General features: G+C 63.0%; 16 protein-coding genes. 10 read left to right on the top strand and 6 right to left on the bottom strand.

The window, feature by feature from the left end; translation table 11 throughout:
* The first annotated feature begins 11 nt into the window (after nt 1-11).
* The 3 genes from NKJ64_RS21045 to NKJ64_RS21035 all read left to right on the top strand — a co-directional run bounded on the left by NKJ64_RS21045 (nt 12) and on the right by NKJ64_RS21035 (nt 3,628).
* Nucleotides 12-2,000, top strand: a complete 1,989-nt coding sequence (locus tag NKJ64_RS21045; RefSeq protein WP_031197112.1) for a nucleoside-diphosphate sugar epimerase/dehydratase — start codon at nt 12-14, stop codon at nt 1,998-2,000.
* A 138-nt stretch (nt 2,001-2,138) separates the two neighbouring features.
* Nucleotides 2,139-3,071 carry a glycosyltransferase family 2 protein gene (locus NKJ64_RS21040; protein ID WP_023732070.1) on the top strand — a complete coding sequence of 311 codons (933 nt, stop codon included), beginning with the start codon at nt 2,139-2,141 and terminating at the stop codon, nt 3,069-3,071.
* Nucleotides 3,072-3,088: 17 nt separating this feature from the next.
* Nucleotides 3,089-3,628 (top strand): sugar transferase, encoded by a 540-nt coding sequence (locus NKJ64_RS21035; RefSeq protein WP_023684586.1) that lies wholly within the window; start codon nt 3,089-3,091, stop codon nt 3,626-3,628.
* On the opposite strand, the gene NKJ64_RS21030 is transcribed toward NKJ64_RS21035, so the two are convergent.
* Nucleotides 3,616-4,551 (bottom strand): NAD-dependent epimerase/dehydratase family protein, encoded by a 936-nt coding sequence (locus NKJ64_RS21030; RefSeq protein ID WP_023826762.1) that lies wholly within the window; start codon nt 4,549-4,551, stop codon nt 3,616-3,618. The two genes, NKJ64_RS21035 and NKJ64_RS21030, sit on opposite strands and share 13 nt — an antisense overlap.
* The gene (locus NKJ64_RS21025) at nt 4,548-5,840 is read right to left on the bottom strand and encodes an O-antigen ligase family protein (protein WP_031197113.1); all 1,293 of its coding nucleotides are present in this window, start codon (nt 5,838-5,840) and stop codon (nt 4,548-4,550) included. Before NKJ64_RS21025 ends, NKJ64_RS21030 begins: the two co-directional genes overlap by 4 nt.
* Before the next feature lie 414 nt (nt 5,841-6,254).
* On the opposite strand from NKJ64_RS21025, the gene cysD reads away from it, so the two are divergent.
* Genes cysD through cysQ form a run of 3 tightly spaced genes read left to right on the top strand, consistent with a single transcriptional unit; the run spans nt 6,255 to nt 9,899 of the window.
* The gene (gene cysD, locus NKJ64_RS21020; RefSeq protein WP_023670717.1) at nt 6,255-7,160 is read left to right on the top strand and encodes a sulfate adenylyltransferase subunit CysD; all 906 of its coding nucleotides are present in this window, start codon (nt 6,255-6,257) and stop codon (nt 7,158-7,160) included.
* A gap of 2 nt (nt 7,161-7,162) precedes the next feature.
* A complete protein-coding gene (gene cysN / locus NKJ64_RS21015; protein WP_023670718.1) occupies nt 7,163-9,100 on the top strand; it encodes a sulfate adenylyltransferase subunit CysN in 1,938 nt (645 codons plus the stop codon).
* A 10-nt stretch (nt 9,101-9,110) separates the two neighbouring features.
* Nucleotides 9,111-9,899: a 3'(2'),5'-bisphosphate nucleotidase CysQ gene (cysQ, locus tag NKJ64_RS21010; protein ID WP_031196090.1), complete on the top strand. Its 789-nt coding sequence runs from the start codon at nt 9,111-9,113 to the stop codon at nt 9,897-9,899.
* 1 nt (nt 9,900) lies between these two features.
* On the opposite strand, the gene NKJ64_RS21005 is transcribed toward cysQ, so the two are convergent.
* The 4 genes from NKJ64_RS21005 to NKJ64_RS20990 form a co-directional block, all read right to left on the bottom strand.
* Entirely contained in the window at nt 9,901-11,043 is a 1,143-nt protein-coding gene (locus NKJ64_RS21005; RefSeq protein WP_023684583.1) for a DegT/DnrJ/EryC1/StrS family aminotransferase, read from the bottom strand.
* 296 nt (nt 11,044-11,339) lie between these two features.
* Entirely contained in the window at nt 11,340-12,263 is a 924-nt protein-coding gene (locus NKJ64_RS21000) for a carbohydrate kinase family protein (RefSeq protein WP_023684582.1), read from the bottom strand.
* Entirely contained in the window at nt 12,260-12,706 is a 447-nt protein-coding gene (locus NKJ64_RS20995; RefSeq protein WP_023684581.1) for an RbsD/FucU family protein, read from the bottom strand. The genes NKJ64_RS21000 and NKJ64_RS20995 overlap by 4 nt, the downstream gene beginning before the upstream one ends.
* Nucleotides 12,707-13,933, bottom strand: coding sequence for an ROK family transcriptional regulator (locus NKJ64_RS20990; RefSeq protein ID WP_023702241.1), 1,227 nt, complete (start codon nt 13,931-13,933; stop codon nt 12,707-12,709). It lies immediately after the preceding gene.
* A 264-nt stretch (nt 13,934-14,197) separates the two neighbouring features.
* On the opposite strand from NKJ64_RS20990, the gene NKJ64_RS20985 reads away from it, so the two are divergent.
* The 4 genes from NKJ64_RS20985 to NKJ64_RS20970 all read left to right on the top strand — a co-directional run bounded on the left by NKJ64_RS20985 (nt 14,198) and on the right by NKJ64_RS20970 (nt 19,769).
* Nucleotides 14,198-15,175 (top strand): sugar ABC transporter substrate-binding protein, encoded by a 978-nt coding sequence (locus tag NKJ64_RS20985; protein ID WP_081725578.1) that lies wholly within the window; start codon nt 14,198-14,200, stop codon nt 15,173-15,175.
* Between the two features lie 150 nt (nt 15,176-15,325).
* A complete protein-coding gene (locus NKJ64_RS20980) occupies nt 15,326-16,387 on the top strand; it encodes an ABC transporter permease (protein WP_023670725.1) in 1,062 nt (353 codons plus the stop codon).
* A complete protein-coding gene (locus NKJ64_RS20975) occupies nt 16,384-17,166 on the top strand; it encodes an ATP-binding cassette domain-containing protein (RefSeq protein WP_023670726.1) in 783 nt (260 codons plus the stop codon). The genes NKJ64_RS20980 and NKJ64_RS20975 overlap by 4 nt, the downstream gene beginning before the upstream one ends.
* A gap of 140 nt (nt 17,167-17,306) precedes the next feature.
* Nucleotides 17,307-19,769, top strand: a complete 2,463-nt coding sequence (locus tag NKJ64_RS20970) for a glycogen/starch/alpha-glucan phosphorylase (protein ID WP_023826765.1) — start codon at nt 17,307-17,309, stop codon at nt 19,767-19,769.
* Nucleotides 19,770-19,809 lie beyond the last annotated feature (40 nt).

Here is a 19,809-nt window from a genome sequence, read left to right as displayed (position 1 = left end):
AGTACTACCCAATGACATCCTATGTAGAGGTCGTGTCCGGACTTCGGCCGAAGATGCGGCGCGCCATTATAATGATCCAGGATCTGGTCATGGTCCTGGTCGCGGTGGCGCTGAGTCTGGGGCTTTCTCAGTCGAGACTTTCATTCGACGCGCTCTCCACGGCCGGCCTGGCGTGCTGGGCAAGTATTGTTTTTCTCAGCCATATGCTGTTTCGCTATTGCGGCCTCTACAACACCGTGTGGCGTTTCGCCTCCACGCCGGACTTCTTCAACATCCTGAAGAGCTGCGCCATCCTGACCGTCACGCTCTATGTCGTCTCGCTGGCGGTTCGATCGTTTCAGCCGGTGACCGGCCTCAACGAGCGCCAGTTCATCGTCTTTTTCCTCGTCTCCTTCACCATCATATCGGCGCCTCGGCTCTATTACCGGTTCCTGCGCGACGGGGCGAGCTGGCGAATCCTGAGCCGCAACGCAAACAATGCGGCGATCAAACAAGCGCTGTTCGTCGGCAGGCTTGGCGAAGCAGACGTCATCATCCGCTTCACACGCACGGCCGAGCCGGCCGAATATTCCATCGCCGGCATCATGGCCATCGAGAACGGCGCGCCGTTGGGCACGCAGATCCAGGGCGTTCCGGTGGTAGCCGTGCGGCCCCGCCTGGTCGAGGTCCTCGAAGAATATGCAAGAGGCACCAAAAGCCTCGACATGCTGATTTTCGGCAATGGCACCGAACGCGAGATCGAGGAATATTCGGAACTGGTCCGTGTCGCCCGTCACAGCGGTATCGCCGTCGTCCAATTCTCCGGCGTTTCGGAGCTCGGCCAAGGCGGAAAGCTGGTACTCGACGCTGTCGAGATGGAAACCATCCTGCGCCGCCCCACAGTTGCTTCCGATATTGAGCGGATCGGCGGCTTTATCGGTGGCAAGCGCGTCCTGGTCACCGGCGGCGCCGGCTCAATCGGTCGCATCCTGGTCAAGCGGTCGCTGGAACTTGGCGCCGAGGCGGTTCTGGTCGCCGATATCTCGGAGTTCGGTATTTTCCAGCTCGACCAGCAGGTTGACGAAAAGGACCATGTCCGGCTCAAGAGCCGCATCGTCGATGTCACAGACCGGCGCCAGATCACCCGCGTCGTCAGCGATTTCAAGCCCGACATCATCTTCCATGCCGCCGCGCTCAAACATGTGCCGCTGCTCGAGGAAAATTGGGAATCGGCGATCCAGACCAACATTTTGGGCACCCTCGTCTGCGCCGAGGTTGCCGCCAAATGCGGGGTGCCGCAGTTCCTGCTGATTTCCAGCGATAAGGCGGTCGATCCGACCTCGGTGCTCGGTATGACGAAACGCGCCGCCGAGCAGATCGTCTCTTCGCTGCACGAAACGCACGCCACCGGGGCCAGCGGCCGTCGCTCCGGCACCAAGTTCATCGCCGTGCGGTTCGGCAATGTCTTCGGCTCCAATGGCTCGGTCGCCACCATCTTCCAGGCGCAGATCGAGGCCGGCGGTCCGGTCACCATCACCGATCGCCGCATGACCCGCTACTTCATGACGGTGGCCGAAGCCGTCGACCTCGTCATCATGTCGGCGGCCGACGCCGAGCGGCGCCAGGGCAAGGACGACTACGCCATCTACATGCTCGACATGGGCAAGCCGGTGCCGATCCTCGAAGTCGCTGAAACCATGATCCGCATGGCCGGCAAAAGCCCCTACACCGACATTCCGATCCGTTTCACCGGGATCAGGCCGGGCGAGAAGCTTCACGAAGTGCTGCATGGCGGCAATGAGGAGATCGTCGCGCTGGATATCCCCAAGATCTTCGGCCTCAGGACCGATGTCGTGGGATGGCCCAAGGTCCAGGCGGCGCTGACATTGCTGCAGGCGGCCATGCGCGATCAGGACAAGGCCTCGGCGCTCGCCGTCATGGCCGGCCTCTATCAGGCGGAAGAGCCTCCAAGTGAGGCACGCCGGGAAACCGTTGCGAAAACAGTCGGGCAAGCTGGTTAGAGCAATTCCAAGAAAAGTGTGGAGCGGTTTTCCGTCCGGGATTGCGTCAAAACAAAGAGCCTGTCCTGATCGACCGGGATTGGCTATTGAAACCGATCCGATGGCCGTTCCCAGGCGTTTGCAGATGATTTTGAACCAGTGAGCAGACAAGATCAGCGCGTGGCCGTGCTGCTGGGCACGAAAGATGGCGCGGCTTTCCTTGACGAGCAGCTCGCGTCGCTGGCTGCGCAATCGCATCCTGTTGTCGACCTCTGGGTTTCCGACGACGGTTCGACAGACGGCACTTCGGCCATTATCGGCGCCTGGCAGAGCCGCTGGTCCAAGGGCCGGTTGACCCTGTCGAATGGTCCTCGCCAAGGCTTTGCCGCCAATTTCCGCGCGATGATCATCGATCCGCGCATCGAGGCCGACTACTACGCCTTCTGCGACCAGGACGACATCTGGGAGCCGGACAGGCTGGAGAGCGCCATTGCCTGGATGCAAGGGCACGACGCCGGAACGCCGCTGCTGTTTTGCTCCAGAACCGCGACCATGTCCGAAACCGGAGCAGCGCAAGGGTATTCGCCGCTGTTCCAGCATCCACCCGCATTTCGCAATGCGCTTGTGCAAAGCATTGCCGGCGGCAACACGATGATGATCAACCGCGCCGCGCGAAAGTTGCTGGCAAAGGCATCGGCAAGGACCGAGTTCGTCAGCCATGACTGGTGGACCTATCTGATCGTCACGGCTGCCGGCGGCATTGTCCGCTATGACCCGCGACCGCTGGTGCGCTACCGCCAGCATGAGGCAAACCTGGTCGGCGCCAACGTGTCGTGGAAGGCGAGGCTGTCGCGGCTGGGGCGCCTCTTCAGGGGCGAGTTCGCCGTCTGGACCGATCACAATCTGAGCGGCCTGGCCGTCAATCGCGACATCCTCACGAGGGATGCCGCCGCCTGTCTCGGCCTGTTCATCAGGGCGCGAAAGGGCGGTATCTTGCGACGCCTGCGCCTTCTCAGGAAAAGCGGCGTCTACCGGCAGACGCTGGCTGGGACGCTTGGGCTCTATGTGGCCTTCATCTGGCGGCGGATCTAGAGCATGCTGAGATGGCCATGAGGGGACCCAAGCGAGCTTTCGATCTCGTCGCGGCGGCGGTTCTGTTGCCGCTGACCTCGCCCGTCACCCTGCTTGCCATACTGGCAATCAGGCTGTCGTCGCCCGGACCGGCACTCCTCTCCCAAACTCGCGTCGGCCAGCACGGGGTGCTGTTTCGCTGCCACAAGTTGAGGACGATGGTTGTGGGAACGCCATCTCTGCCCTCGCATCAGGCGCCGGCAAACTCCGTCACCGCCGCCGGTAAGGTGCTGCGAAAATTCAAGATCGACGAGCTGCCGCAGCTCTGGAACGTGCTGAAGGGCGAGATGAGCCTGGTCGGGCCGCGTCCATGCCTGCCCACGCAAACCGAGTTGGTCGACCGCCGCAGGCAATTGGGTGTGCTTGCCGCACTTCCAGGCATTACCGGGCTTGCGCAGATGAGAGGCATCGACATGTCGGATCCGAAACTCTGCGCCGAAACCGATGCCGAATATCTCAGGGGAGCCTCGATCGGACTCGACGTCAAAATCCTGCTTGGCACAATCTACCGGACCTGACGGGCCTGTCGTGCAAGTTCCTCAATCCGGCCGAGCGTGTCGGTTTCCGGCATCCAGCCTTCCGAGATCAGCAGTGACGGGTCGCAAATCTGTGTCGCCATGGAAGCGTCGTACGCTGCTTTTCTGCCAAGCAGTGTGGCGAACAGCCTGAATGGCCAGGCCGGCACAGGAACGAGCCGGGTCGGAACGTCGTATCCGTGCCTGAATGCAGTCAAGATTTCGAACATCGCAACGGGGGAAGCATCGCCCAGGACATAGGTCGGGCGCGGTGGCGTGGGACGAGTCAAAAGATGCGCCACGGCGCCAGCCACCGCGTCGCGCGATATCAGCGAACGAACTGCGGTGAAAGCGCCTAAGGGCAATGGTAAGGCAATGGCGGCAGCCCGCATCATTCCACGCAGGTTTCCCTTCATGCCTTCGCCATAGACCGGCGGCAGGCGCAGCGCCGTGGCATCGGAGGGCTTGGACGCATAGGCTTCCAGTGTCTTGATCTCGCCTTCGCGTTTCGAGCGCCCGTAGGCGCATTGCGGGGCAGGGAGCGTCGCCTCGCTGATCGTTCCGCTGAAACCGGGACCGGCTACTGCCCGGATCGACGACAGATAGATGAAGCGCCCGCTTGTCCGCGAGGCGGCCGCGCGCGCCAGCTGCGCGGTCAGTGTCGCGTTGGCTGCCATGAAGTCGGCTTCGCTCGCCTTGCGGTCATTGTTGAGCGCCGCACAGTGGACGACATGGGTGATATCTCGCATCAGCGCCTGGTATGCCTGAGCCGGTGCGTCGAAGTCCGGCAACAAAACCGCATCGCTCACGGGATCGAGCCGTTCCGGGTGGCGCGATGCCATGCGCACCCCGAACCCGGCTTCGCGCAGCTGGTTGACGACCTGCCTGCCGATGAAACCCGTCGCGCCTGTGACCAGCACTTTCACGGCCGGCTTGCCTGGGGCGCCGGGGCCGGTGCCTGTTGTTCCGGCAGCATTTGTTGCCGGCCCGATGCAAGATATGTCCCGGACACCAGGAACACCATCAGTGTGGCATCGAGGATGTCGTGGCCGACCAGAATGCCGGTCAGGCCGCCGATGAGGTAGGTGATCGCAGTGACGACAATCATCGTGGCGCCGAACCGCTCGATCGCGTCCGTGCTGGTGCGCAGCACGATGGCCGCGTTTCTCGCGGCAACGAAGAACACAGCCGCGAGCGTTACGGCTCCAAGCAGCCCGGCCTCCACCAATGCAGTCAGGAAGCCATTGTGAAAATGGCTGAAGCCCGTGGACGGCATGTGGAACTGATTGTGGAATCCATCCTTTATCAGCTCACGGCTTGCAGCAATGCCGTGACCGAAAATCGGCATGTCGTGGAAGGCGCTCAGCCCAATCTGCCAAAGTGCTGCGCGCAAGCCGAGCGCGGTCGTGTGGTCGCCCTTCGTGGCGAGCGCATCCCAGTCGCTGAACAGGAAGGCCGCGCGCTCGGAAATGATGGGGAGACCAATGACCGCGATGACGATGCCGATCGCGCCCGCAATCAGCAAAAGCCGAATGGCGTTTCTGTTGTTGAGCTTGCGACGGTTGATCAGCAGGACCGCGATGCCGGCCACCAGCATCGCCAGCCAGATGATCCGCGACCCCGAATAGACAATGTCGACCGCGCCGGCCAGTGTCGCGCAGGCCAGCAACGCCCTGTTCTTTTCGACACCCGATAAGGCGCCTGCCAGGCACATCATCATGCTGAGGCAGGCGACGGTCGCGAACACGATCGGATTGCCGGCGCCGCCTTCGGCCCGTATGCCCAGCCCGTGATATTGCACGACCGCCAGCAGCAGGGCGCCAAAACAGGCGGCGGCGCTCGCCAGCACGACGATGCGCGTCAGCGTGGTTTTCTCGGTAATGCTCCAGGTCGCGTATGAGACAGGGAAAAACAGGAAGGTGATCAGCCCTGCCAGATGCGGCGCATCCCTGGCGATCGAATTGTTGACGATGGAGGCGAACACGCTGGCTGCGCAATAGGCATAGATGGCCACCGTCATCGCGGTCATCGGCCGGTCAATGTTGAAACGCCGTCTTTTCAACGCAAGCAGAAGCACCGACCACAGGCCGCCACCATTGAACAAAAAGCTGACCGCCGATCCCAGCACCGGCGGGAAAAAGAAGCACAGAATGGAGAAGGTGATGTTGATCCGTGACGGCGAAACGTGCTGCTTGATGGCGGAAATCGGGGTCAATGCTCTGGTTCACAATGCGCTGGGTCGCTTGGCGACGGACGATGTTTGGCGGCGGCATTTGCGGCATGCCGCCCGGCGCAGGTTCAGGAGCCGGTATAGCGGCTGGGTGCGGTTTTCGAAAGTGCGACGAGGTCGGGCCGGCGTTTCTTTCGGTCCAGGCAAGATTTTTCCCGGCCTTTGAATGCTATCGCTCCGTCGGGCAGGAATTTTCGGATTCTAGGCTTTTCATGGAAAATTCGTTGCCGATCGGTGTGGCCGCCGGCCTTTCCAGCGTTGTTATATCAGGTGGCGATCTGCTAGAACGCCGGCACGAACCGATAGTGTCCAGCAGTGAAGCTTGAACCGGGCGGCTGAAAAGGACGCCCGATCCATCTGATGCAAGGTCTGGATTGCACGAGAGAACGCTCACAGTCCATGAACATCGCGCTTACGCACCTGCAGCGGCTCGAGGCCGAGTCCATCCACATCTTCCGTGAGGTTGCCGCCTCCTTCTCCAAGCCGGTGATGCTCTATTCCGTCGGCAAGGATTCCTCCGTGCTGATGCATCTGGCGATGAAGGCCTTCTATCCGGCCAAGCCGCCTTTCCCCTTCCTGCATGTCGACACCACCTGGAAGTTCCGCGAGATGATCGCCTTTCGCGACCAGATGGCGCAGAAGCTCGGCTTCGACCTGCTGGTCCACGTCAATGAAGACGGCGTGCGCGACGGTATCAACCCCTTTGACCATGGCTCGAACACCCACACCCATGTCATGAAGACGGTGGCGTTGCGCCAGGCGCTCGACAAATACGGCTTTGACGCTGCCTTCGGCGGGGCTCGGCGCGACGAGGAGAAGTCGCGCGCCAAGGAGCGCATCTTTTCCTTCCGCAACGCCCAGCATGTCTGGGACCCGAAGAACCAGCGGCCGGAGATGTGGAAGATCTTCAACACCCGCATCGCGCCGGGCGAATCGATCCGCGTGTTTCCGCTGTCGAACTGGACCGAGCTCGATATCTGGCAGTACATTCTGCAGGAAAACATCCCGATCGTGCCGCTCTATTTCGCCAAGGAGCGGCCGGTGGTCGAACGCGACGGCATGCTGATCATGAAGGATGACGATCGCATGCAATTGCGCCCCGGTGAGACGATGGAGAACCGTCTGGTGCGTTTCCGCACGCTCGGCTGTTATCCGCTGACCGGCGCCATCGAATCCGACGCCGACACGCTCGAAGCCATCGTCGGCGAGATGCTGACGGCGCGCACCTCCGAGCGCCAGGGCCGCCTCATCGACCGCGATGAAGCCGGCTCGATGGAAAAGAAGAAGCGCGAGGGATATTTCTGAGCATGCGCCATATCCTGGCCAAGAGCCTCGCTCCCACCGACGGCGTGCGCGAATACATGGCGGCGCAGGAGAAGAAGTCGCTGCTGCGCTTCCTCACCTGCGGCTCGGTCGACGACGGCAAGTCGACGCTGATCGGCCGTCTTCTGTCCGACACAAAGCAGATCTTCGAGGACCAGCTCGCCGCACTCGAGCGCGATTCCCGCAAGCACGGCACCACTGGCGACGACATCGACTTCGCGCTTCTGGTCGACGGCCTCGAGGCCGAGCGCGAGCAAGGCATCACCATCGACGTCGCCTACCGCTTCTTCGCCACGCCCAAGCGCAAGTTCATCGTCGCCGACACCCCCGGCCATGAACAGTACACCCGCAACATGGCGACCGGCGCATCGACTGCCGATCTCGCCATCGTGCTGATCGATGCGCGCCAGGGTGTGCTGCGCCAGACCCGGCGCCACTCGATCATCGCTTCGCTGCTCGGCATCCGCCATATCGTGCTTGCCGTCAACAAGATCGACCTCGTCGATTTCGACCAGGCGGTGTTCGACCGTATCGTCGAGGATTACCGGCAGTTCTCGCACGAGCTCGGCTTCCAGACGATCGTGCCGATCCCGATGTCGGCCCGCTATGGCGACAATGTCACCAGCCGCTCCGGCAAGACGGCGTGGTATTCCGGCCCGTCGCTGATCGAGCATCTCGAAACCATATCGGTCGACGAGGCCGCGGTCGAACTGCCGTTCCGGTTTCCGGTGCAGTATGTCAACCGGCCCAATCTCGACTTCCGCGGCTTTGCCGGCACCATCGCGTCCGGCTCCGTCGCGCAGGGCGACGAGGTGGTGGTCGCCAAATCCGGCAAGGCCTCGCGGGTCAAGCGCATCGTCGCGCAAGGCGGCGATCTTGCCCAGGCGGTGGCCGGCCAGGCCATCACCCTTGTGCTCGATGACGAGGTCGAGGTCTCCAGAGGCAACATGCTGGTGTCGCCGGCGGCACGGCCGCAGGTCGCCGACCAGTTCGCCGCCAACATCGTCTGGTTCGACGAGGCAGCGCTGCTGCCGGGACGCTCCTATATACTGCGCACCGAGACCGACCAGACCAGCGCCACCGTCACCGACCTGAAATACCGCGTCAACGTCAACGACTTCGCTCGCGAGGCGGCGAAGTCGCTCGAGATGAACGAAGTCGGCATCTGCAATATCTCGACCCGGGCGCCGATCGCCTTCGACACCTTCGCCGACAACCGCGATACCGGCGCCTTCATCCTGATCGACCGCATCACCAATGCCACGGTCGGCGCCGGCATGATCCTGCATTCCTTGCGCCGCGCCGAAAACATCCACTGGCAGTCGCTCGATGTCGGCAAGCGCGGTCGTTCCGACTTGAAGAGCCAGCGTCCCGCCGTGTTCTGGTTCACCGGCCTTTCCGGTTCGGGCAAGTCGACCATCGCCAATCTGCTTGAGAAGAAGCTGTTCGCTTCGGGGCGCCACACCTACATTCTCGACGGCGACAATGTCCGCCACGGCCTCAACCGCGATCTCGGCTTCACCGACGCCGACCGGGTCGAAAACATCCGCCGGGTCGCCGAGGTGGCCAAGCTGATGGCCGATGCCGGGCTGATCGTCATCGTCTCCTTCATCTCGCCCTTCAGCGCCGAGCGGCGCATGGCCAGGGAGTTGATGGCCGACGGCGAGTTCGTCGAAGTGTTCGTCGATACGCCGTTCGAGGAATGCGCCCGCCGCGACCCGAAAGGCCTTTACGCACGGGCGCTGAATGGCGAGATCAAGAACTTCACCGGCGTCGATTCCCCGTATGAAGCTCCCGAAAATCCCGAAATCCATCTCAAGACACTCGGCAAGACGGCCGAGGAGATGGTAGAGGCTCTGGAACACTGGCTGAATGAGCGCGACATTGCCGAAGACCAATATGACAGCGGCGGCGGCATCTGACGACGAAGTGATGCTCGACGTGTTCGAGCGCCTGGCGCTCGAAGCCGGACGCGAGGTGATGCGGGTCTTCAAGGCCGGCTGCGCGGTCGACAGCAAGTCGGACTCCTCGCCGGTCACGGAAGCCGACCGCGAGAGCGAGACGATCATCCTCGCCGGCCTGCGTGCGGCCTATCCCGATATTCCCTGCGTGGCCGAGGAAGAGGTCGCCGAAGGCATTGTGCCGCCCGATCTGGATGGCGCCTTCTTCCTGATCGATCCGCTCGATGGAACGAAGGAATTCGTCAACCGCCGGACCGATTTCACCGTCAACATCGCGCTTGTCCGGCACGGCGTGCCGGAGATCGGCGTCGTCTTCGCACCGTGCAGCGGGCGGTTCTTCTCTGGACGGCCGGGCTGGGCCGAAGCAATCGAGGTCGATGGCGACTTCCGTATCGTCGGCCGCCGGCGGATTTCGGTTAGGAGGGCGGTCACGCCGCTGGCGGTCGTTGCCAGCCGCTCGCACAACACCCCGGAGACCGAAGCCTTCATCAAGGATCTCGGCGCCGCCGAGATCGTCTCGGTCGGCTCATCGCTGAAATTCTGCCTGCTCGCCGCAGCCGAAGCCGACATCTATCCGCGCTTCGGCCGCACCATGGAATGGGACACGGCGGCCGGCGACGCCGTACTGCGCGCCGCCGGCGGCATGACGCGCACGCTGGACGGCGAGCCGCTCACCTATGGCAAGCGCAAACAGAGCGACGACGAGGATTTCGCCAACCCGCATTTTATTGCGAGCGGGAAGGCGGCGGACGCGGCGTAACTTACGCCGCCGCTACATGCGCCGAGTTCGAGCCAATGTAGTTGCGGATCGTCTCGATGATGCGGTCCTGGTCGGCTTCGCTGAGATAGGGATGCATCGGCAGGCACAGGATGCGCTTCGGCAGTTCCTCCGAAACCGCAAGCCCGGTCGGCGTGCGCGGATAGTCGCGATAGGCGACCTGCTCGTGCAGCGGCTTCACATAATAGATCACCGAAGGGATGCCCTTTTCGCCGAGATGCGCCCTCAACCCGTCGCGCTTCGGCGTCTCGATGGCGTATTGCGCCCAGGCCGAGCGGCCACCGCCCAGATTGCGTGACGCCTTGACGATGTCGCCGAGACCTTCGGCGTAGCGCTTGGCCACGACCTGGCGGGCGACCATCTCGTCTTCGAGGATGGCGAGTTTCTCGATCAGGATCGCCGCCTGGATGGTGTCGAGGCGTGAATTGATGCCGACGCGGACATTGTCATACTGCGTCCCGCCCTTACCGTGGAACGCAAACGAGCGCAGCTGGTCGGCCAGCGCGTCGTCATTGGTGAACATCGCGCCGCCATCGCCGTAGCAGCCCAGCGGCTTGGCCGGATAAAAGCTGGTCGAGCCGACATGGCCGAAGGCGCCGCACATTGTGCCGTCGGCCGAACCGCCGATCGACTGCGCCGCATCCTCGATCACCAGCAGCCCTTCGCGCCTGGCAATCGCCATGATCGCCTCGTAGTTGGCGGCAAGCCCAAACAAGTCGACGGGAATGATCGCCTTCGGCTTCAGCCGGCCTTCCTTCTTGATCATGGCGATCGCCGCCTCGAGGCTGGCGATGTCGATGTTGTAGGTCTCGGCCTCGACATCGACGAACACTGGTTCGGCCTTGGCAAGCGCCACCACTTCCGCCGTCGCGGCAAAGGTGAAGCTCGGCACGAACACCGCGTCGCCGGGGCCGATACCGGCGGCAAACAGCGGCAACAGCAGCGCGTCGGTGCCGTTGGCGCAGGCCACGACATGCTTGGTGCCGATATAGGCTGCGAGCTTGTTTTCGAATTCGGTGACTTGCGGTCCGAGGATATAGCGGCCTTCCTCGACGACATTGTCGATCGCGGCCTTCAGCCGGTCGCGGATACGTTCGCGCTGCGCGCCAAGATCGATGAACTGCATGTCGGCCTCAAAACGGTGTGGTGCGGGCTGCCCCGGGGACAATGACACGCACAGAAACAACAACTTAACCGGGCCGCTGGTACCAGAGTTGGGCCGGTCTAGAAAGCCGGACCGGCCGCGGGACGGGTTGTCTAGGTGTCGCAGCCTGTTACTTCAGGCTTTCCCTGCATTGCCGCAAGATGCCGGAAATCCGGGCTTCGCCGCCTATTAATCCGGCTGATCAGTCCGTCTTTCCGGCTCGCGGAAACATAAAGTGATCGGCTGCTTGCAGCGGCTGGCGGCGGACTAAGCGTGGATCAGGCGATTTCGTGCCGCCAGGGCGGGTTGGCGCCGGCCCGCGACACGGTCACCGCCGCCGCTTTGGCGCCGAGCGCCAGCGCCTGACGGATGGCGTCCTCCGAAAGGCCGCCGATCCCGGCCTTGGTGAGCAGGCCTTGCTCGTGCAGCGAGGCCAGAATGCCGGCATTGAAAGTGTCGCCGGCGCCGACCGTGTCGACCACCTCCACCTTATGCGGCATCACCGTGACCTTGTGTTCCCTGCTGTAGCCGACGGCACCTTCGCTGCCGTGGGTAACGACGATCAGCTTCGGGCCGCGATCCAGCCAGTTGCGGATGACGTCCTCATGCGAGCCGGCCTCGCCGAACCAGTGCAGATCCTCATCCGATAGCTTCACGATGTCGGCCATCGCCATCATCGAGCGGATGCGCCGGAGGTGCTTGGCTTTGTCGGGGATGAAGTTCGGCCGGATGTTGGGGTCGAGCATCATGACGCGGCGTTCGTGCTCGCGTTTCATGAATTCTTCGTAGGCAGCACCCGCCGGGTCCGAAATCAGGCTGATGGCGCCAAACAGCATGGCTTCGATCTCGGCGCCCAGTTTCGGCAGATCCTCTGTCGTCAGCATGCGCCCGGCGGTGTTTTCGTCGTAGAAAGTGTAGGTCGCCTGGCCGTTGGTGAGCCGCACGAAGGCGAGCGTGGTCGGGCGAGGGGAGGTGTGCGCATAGGTGGAGCTGACCTTGCTTGCGCCGAGCGCCTCGCGGAACTGGCCGCCGAACAGATCCGACGACAGGCCGGAAAAGAAGCCGGCGGGCGCGCCGAGGCGGCCAAGCGCGATCGCCGTGTTGAACACCGCGCCGCCGACATAGGGCGCAAAGGCCGGCTCGCCCTGTGTCGTGGTGCGCGGCAGCATGTCGATCAGGGCTTCGCCGCAGCAGAGGATCATGATTTCTTGTTCTCCGGCGGATAGATCACGCCCTTGCGGATGATGATGTTGGCGTAGAGCCGGGGTTCGCTGGTCCCGACGATCGCATATGCCGACCGGACGCGTGCATAGAAGTCGGCGCCCGCCAGCGCAACCACCTTGCGGCCCGGCGCGCGCCTGGTGCAGATCGTTTCGATTTCATGGTGGACCGGATCGGCGACCGAGGGATCGCCTTTTACCGAGGCACGAAACAGCGCTTCCGGCACGAAGTCGTCCACCGGCAGCACGCTCAAAATGGCGTCAAGCACCGGTATGAGGTGAAGACCGTCGGCGCGGATCAGCCGGTTTGCCTGTTCTTCCGCCGGATAGTTGCCGTCGACGAGCGCGATCTCGTCGCCATGGCCCATGGCGCGCAATGTCGCCAGAAGCTCCGGACCGAGCAGCGACGGAATACCGATCAGCATTCAGATGCTCCTGGAAATCGTGGTCGAACCGATGAGGAAGCGTTCGGACAGCGGCAGGCTGGCGCCGCCCAGCGCGCGGGCATGGATGCCGACGGTGCCTTCGCGCACCACCGGAAGCTTCAGCCCTTCGCCATCGATCGTACCGATCGCCTGCCTGATCGCATCGACGAGCCGGCGCCGGACAGCGAGCGGCATCCAGCCGTCGATCACCGCGGCCTCGAAATCGATCACCGAGGACGCCGATACGATGGCATAGGCCAGCGCCTGAGCGGCATTGGCGATCCAGTCGTCGAGCTCGTGACCGATCTCGCCCCAATCCTCAGGCGACGTCCACAGATGCGAAGCCTCGACGCCGCGTGCGTTAAGCGCCTTTTCCAGCATGGCGATCGAGGCGACGTCGATGAGCTGCGTCGGCTTGCCGTCCGGCCCCGGCACCGGCATCGAACCCAGCGCCCCGGCATTTCCGGTTGGCCCGCCGAACAGCCGGCCGTTGAGCACGATGCCGCCGCCGGCAAAGGCGCCGATATAGAAATAGACGAAGTCGCGCGCCCCGCCGGTCTGGCCGAACACCAGTTCGGCGCCGCAGGCGGAGGTGGCGTCATTCTGCAGATAGACCGGGAATTCGCACTGCGCCTGGATGTCGGCACGGATGTCGCGATGGCGCCATTCGTCCATGATGTCGCGCGGCGCGCCGGCGGTGTCGGCCCAGTTCCACAGTTCGAACGGCATGGCGATGCCGAGCCCGGCAATGCGCTTGTCCTGCGCAGGTGTCAGTTCGGCGCGCATCGTCTTCATGCCTTCGGTGACGAACTCAACCGTCTCGCGCGGCGCCGGATAGCGGTAGGAGTGCTGCAGCATGGAACGCACAGTTCCGAGGAAATCGATCAGCACCAGTTCGGCGCTGCGGCGGCCGATCTTGAGGCCGATGAAGAAGGCGCCTTCGGGGTTCAGCGCCATCGGGATGGAGGGCTGGCCGATCTTGCCGCGCAACGGCGCCTGGCGCAGCAGCAGGCTGTCTTCCTCCAGTTCGCGCATGATGACCGAGACGGTCTGCGCTGAAAGCCCGGTCATGCGCGCAATGTCTGATTTGGCCAAGCTGCCGTGCTGGCGAACCAACGACAGCACCAGCCGCTCATTGTGGTCGCGCATGCCGCTCTGGTTGGTGCCACGGTGGAGACGGCTGGCGGCCGCCTCGGGCGAACCGTGCCTCGCAATGCCGGTCTCCACCCTTGTTCCTTCCCTTGGTTTATTCTTACTGCTTTTGCGGCAGAATGAGTGAACCGCGCAAAGCTGTCAATAATAAATAAGAGTGATTTAATTATTGACAGGCGGCTCCCGCTGGTGTCATTTGAGGGCGCGTCCACACTGGGAGAACTTCAGTGGATGCGCTCAAGATGCCGGTTGGCGGCATCCGCATGGTTCCATGGGAGGAAGATCGTGACCAAAGCTTTATTGAAGTCCACCGTGTTCGCCGCGGCGGGCCTCGGCCTGATGGCGTTTGCTTCGACAGCATCGGCCGCCGGCGTCGGCGCCTGCCTGATCACCAAGACCGACACCAACCCCTTCTTCGTCAAGATGAAGGAGGGCGCGACCGCCAAAGCCAAGGAACTTGGCGTCGACCTCAAGACCTATGCCGGCAAGATCGACGGCGACAGCGAGAGCCAGGTGGCGGCGATCGAAAGCTGCATCGCCGACGGCGCCAAGGGCATCCTGATCACCGCGTCCGACACCAAGGGCATCGTGCCGACGGTGAAGAAGGCGCGTGACGCCGGCCTGCTGGTGATCGCGCTCGATACCCCGCTGGACCCGATCGATGCCGCCGACGCGACCTTCGCGACGGACAATCTGGAAGCCGGCAAGCTGATCGGCGCCTGGGCAGCCGCGACCCTCGGCGACAAGGCCAAGGACGCCAAGATCGGTTTCCTCGACCTGACCCCCTCACAGCCGACCGTGGATGTGCTGCGCGACCAGGGCTTCATGATGGGCTTCGGCATCGACGTGAAGGATCCCAACAAGATCGGCGATGAGGACGATGCCCGCATCGTCGGCCACGACGTCACCAACGGCAATGAAGAAGGCGGCCGCAAGGCGATGGAAAACCTTCTGCAGAAGGACAACTCCATCACCGTCATCCACACCATCAACGAGCCCGCCGCTGTCGGCGCCTACCAGGCGCTCAAGGCGGTCGGTCTCGAAAGCCAGGTGCTGATCGTCTCGGTCGATGGCGGCTGCCCCGGCGTGAAGTCGGTGACCGAAGGCGTCATTGGCGCCACCTCGCAGCAATACCCGCTGCAGATGGCGGCACTCGGCATCGAGGCGATCGCCGCCTTCGCCAAGGACGGCGCCAAGCCGAAGCCGACCGAAGGCAAGAACTTCTTCGACACCGGCGTCAACCTCGTCACCGACAAGCCGGCCAATGGCGTGAAGTCGATCGACACCAAGGAAGGCCTCGCCAAGTGCTGGGGCTGATGGCTGCCTGACAGCCAGCGGCAAGCTGACGGCCGGGGGCTTGATCCCCGGCCGCTTCGGGTGGACGATGCGTCACGCGAATAATCCCGGCAGCAGACCGGACAGGCGCGAGCGGGTATCGGCATGGAGCTGAAGCCCAGGGGAGGAAACATGGCTCAAGCACAGGAATTCGAGAAGGTTCTCTCGAGCAGCGACACAAGCGTTGCCGCCTTTGACGAGCACAAATCGGCCGTCAAGCGGATCCAGCATTTCCTGCACTCCACGCCGGCGGCGGTGCCGCTGATTGTGCTGGTCTTGTCGATCGTCATTTTCGGCATCGCCATTGGCGGGCGTTTCTTCTCATCCTATACGCTGACGCTGATCCTGCAGCAGATCGCCATCGTCGGCATCCTCGGTGCCGCGCAGACACTGGTCATCCTGACCGCCGGCATCGACCTGTCGATCGGCGTGATCATGGTGATTTCGGCCGTGATCATGGGCAATTGCGCGGTCAGCTACGGCATGCCGGCCGTGCTCGCAGTGCCCATCGGGCTTGCCGCCGGCGCAGCCTGCGGCCTGCTCAACGGCTTGCTGGTCGCCTACATGAAGCTGCCGCCGTTCATCGTCACGCTCGGCACCTGGAACATTGTCATGGCGACGAACTTCATCTATTCGGCCAATGAGACGATCCGCGATACCGACGTCGACGCCCAGGCGCCGCTGCTGCATCTCTTTGCCCTGAGTTTCAAGATCGGCACGGCGGTGCTGACACTGGGCGTCATCGCCACGGTCGTGCTCGTTTTGATCCTCTGGTACGTGCTCAATCACACCGCCTGGGGCCGCCATGTCTACGCCGTTGGCGATGATCAGGAGGCGGCGAAGCTGTCTGGCATCCAGACCAAGAAGGTGTTGATGACGGTCTACACCCTTGCCGGGTTGATCGCCGCTTTCGCTGCCTGGGTGTCCATCGGCCGCAACGGCTCGATCTCGCCGTCAGCCGCCGTCACCGACTACAACCTGCAGGCGATAACCGCGACGGTGATCGGCGGCATTTCACTGTTCGGCGGGCGCGGCTCAATTCTGGGCACGCTTTTCGGCGCGATGATCGTCGGCGTCGTCTCGATGGGCCTCAACATGCTGGGCGCCGATCCGCAATGGAAGGTGCTGCTCACCGGTGTGCTGATCATCGGCGCCGTGGCGATCGACCAATGGATCAGAAAGGTTTCGGCATGACCGTGGAACCCATCCTCACCGCGCGCGGCCTGATCAAGCGCTATGGCCGTGTCACCGCCCTCGACAATGCCGACTTCGACCTCTACCCCGGCGAAATCCTGGCCGTCATCGGAGACAATGGCGCCGGCAAATCATCGCTGATCAAGGCGATTTCCGGCGCCGCCGTGCCCGACGAAGGCGAGATCCGTCTTGAAGGCAAGGCTGTCGCTTTCAAATCGCCCATGGAGGCGCGCGAGGCGGGCATCGAGACGGTCTACCAAAACCTGGCTTTGTCGCCGGCCCTGTCGATCGCCGACAACATGTTCCTGGGCCGCGAGATCCGCAAACCCGGCTTCCTCGGCGACTGGCTTCGTATGCTCGACCGGCCCGCAATGGAAAAGCGCGCCCGCGACAAGCTCACCGAGCTTGGGCTGATGACCATCCAGAACATCAGCCAGGCGGTGGAAACGCTGTCGGGCGGCCAGCGCCAGGGCGTGGCGGTGGCGCGCGCCGCTGCTTTCGGCAGCCGCGTGGTGATCATGGACGAGCCGACCGCCGCACTCGGCGTCAAGGAGAGCCGCCGCGTGCTGGAACTGATCCTCGACGTCAAGAAACGAGGCCTGCCGATCGTGCTGATCTCGCACAATATGCCGCATGTCTTCGAGGTTGCCGACCGCATCCATATCCATCGGCTGGGTCGCCGCCTCTGCGTCATCGATCCCAAGCAATATACCATGTCCGACGCCGTCGCCTTCATGACGGGAGCGAAGGTTCCGCCGGAGGCTGCACTCGCTGCCTGATCCGCTCGACGGATAAATTGCCGCAGGGGAACTGGCGGCATGCTGGTCTAAATCGATTGAACGTATGTTGCGATGCACTAGGATAGGCTGGGACTGAGAGCGAAAGCCGGTATGATCGCAGCACGATCACGAGAGGCAGTATGACGCGAACAATGACAGCCAAAGCCCCCGATCTCGAAATACCCGATCCCAAGACGCTGGCCGACGAAGTCTTGCTGGCTCTCAAATACCGGGTCGGCAAAGGCACCTCCGTTGCCACGCAATATGATTGGCTGACAGCCTCGATCAAGGTCGTGCGCGACCGCATCGTCGATCACTGGATGCAGGCGACGCAGGAGGCCTACGCCCAGCAGGAAAAGCGCGTCTATTACCTGTCGCTCGAATTCCTCATCGGCCGGCTGATGCGCGATGCCTTCTCCAATCTCGGCCTGATGGACAATATGCGAGAAGCGCTCAAGTCGCTGGGCGTCGACCTCGACCTCATCGCCGGGCTCGAACCGGATGCAGCGCTCGGCAATGGCGGTCTCGGCCGGCTCGCCGCCTGCTTCATGGAAAGCATGGCGACCGTCGACATTCCCGCGCATGGCTACGGCATTCGCTACGCCAACGGCATGTTCCGCCAGGAGATCCATGACGGCTGGCAGGTCGAACTGCCCGAAACCTGGCTCGACCACGGCAACCCCTGGGAGTTCGAGCGCCGCGAACGCGCCTTCGAAGTCGGCTTCGGCGGCTCGGTGGAATCGATCACCTCCAAGGATGGCCGGCTCGAACGTCACGTCTGGAAGCCGACCGAGCATGTCCAGGCCGTCGCCTACGACACCCCGGTGGTTGGCTGGCGGGCCAACCGCGTCAACACGCTGCGGCTTTGGTCCGGCATGCCGGTCGATCCGATCCTGCTCGACAAGTTCAACGCCGGCGACCACATCGGCGCGCTGGCCGAAAGCAACAAGGCCGATGCCTTGTCGCGCGTGCTTTACCCCGCCGATTCCCACAAGGCCGGCCAGGAACTGCGGCTGCGGCAGGAATATTTCTTCTCCACCGCATCGCTGCAGGACATCGTCCAGCGCCATCTCAGCCAGTATGGCGATCTCGCCTCGCTGCCCGACAAGGCGGCGATCCATCTCAATGACACCCATCCGGCGATCGCCGTGCCAGAGCTGATGCGCCTGCTGATGGACGTCCATGGCATGGATTTCGACCAGGCCTGGGACATCACCAAGCGCACCTTCGGCTACACCAACCACACGCTGCTGCCAGAAGCGCTGGAAAGCTGGCCGGTGCCGCTGTTCGAACGGCTTTTGCCGCGCCACATGCAGATCGTCTACGCCATCAATGCTCAGGTGCTGCTTGAGGCCCGCGCCACCAACCAGTTTTCCAATGAGCAGATCAGCCGCATCTCGCTGATCCAGGAAAATGGCGACCGCCGCGTGCGCATGGGTAACCTGGCCTTTGTCGGCTCGCACTCGATCAATGGCGTGTCGGCGTTGCACACCGAACTGATGAAGGAGACGGTGTTTGCCGATCTCCACAAGCTCTATCCCGATCGCATCAACAACAAGACCAACGGCATCACGCCACGGCGCTGGCTGATCCAGTGCAATCCGGGCCTCACCGCGCTCACCCGCGCGGCGATCGGGGACCGTTTCCTCGACGACATCGACGCCATCAAGGGGCTCGAAGCCTTTGCCGGCGACGCCGCCTTCCGCGACAAGTTCGCCGCCGTCAAGCGCTCCAACAAGGTCAAGCTCGCCAATCTGGTCGCAGACCGGCTCGGCATCAAGCTCGACCCGTCGGCGCTGTTCGACATCCAGGTCAAGCGCATCCACGAATACAAGCGCCAGCTGCTCAACATCCTGGAATCGATCGCGCTCTACGACCAGATCCGCTCGCATCCCGAGCAGGACTGGATGCCGCGCGTCAAATTCTTCGGCGGCAAAGCGGCGCCCAGCTACCACAATGCCAAGCTGATCATCAAACTGGCCAACGACGTCGCCAAGGTCATCAACAGCGACCCGTCGGTGCGCGGGCTGCTGAAAGTGGTGTTCGTGCCGAACTACAATGTCAGCCTGGCCGAGGTGATGATGCCGGCCGCCGACCTGTCCGAGCAGATTTCGACTGCTGGCATGGAGGCGTCGGGCACCGGCAACATGAAGTTCGCGCTGAACGGCGCCTTGACCATCGGCACGCTCGACGGCGCCAATGTCGAGATCAAGGAATGCGTCGGCGACGACAACATCTTCATCTTCGGCCTGAGCACGGCGGAAGTCGCCGAGCGGCGCAGCAATGGCTACAACCCGCGCGCCGTGATCGAGGGCTCCCCTGAATTGGCGCAGGCTGTTGCCGCAGTATCGTCGGGCGTGTTCTCGCCCGACCAGCCGGATCGCTACCGCGAGCTGGTCGACGGTCTCTACAACAGCGACTGGTTCATGGTGGCGGCGGATTTCGACGCCTATGCCGCCGCCCAGCGCGATGTCGACGCCGTCTGGCGCAACAGCCCCGATTGGTACGCGCGCGCTATCCGCAACGTTGCCCGCGTCGGCTGGTTCTCTTCCGATCGCACGATCCGCCAATATGCGAAAGAAATCTGGAACGTGCCCGCCTGATATGATTGCATGAGGCCACGACAATGGGTCTTGTGCACAA

Source organism: Mesorhizobium sp. M0062, from assembly GCF_040323125.1.
Taxonomy (GTDB): domain Bacteria; phylum Pseudomonadota; class Alphaproteobacteria; order Rhizobiales; family Rhizobiaceae; genus Mesorhizobium.
This window is presented reverse-complemented; position numbering and strand designations above follow the sequence as displayed.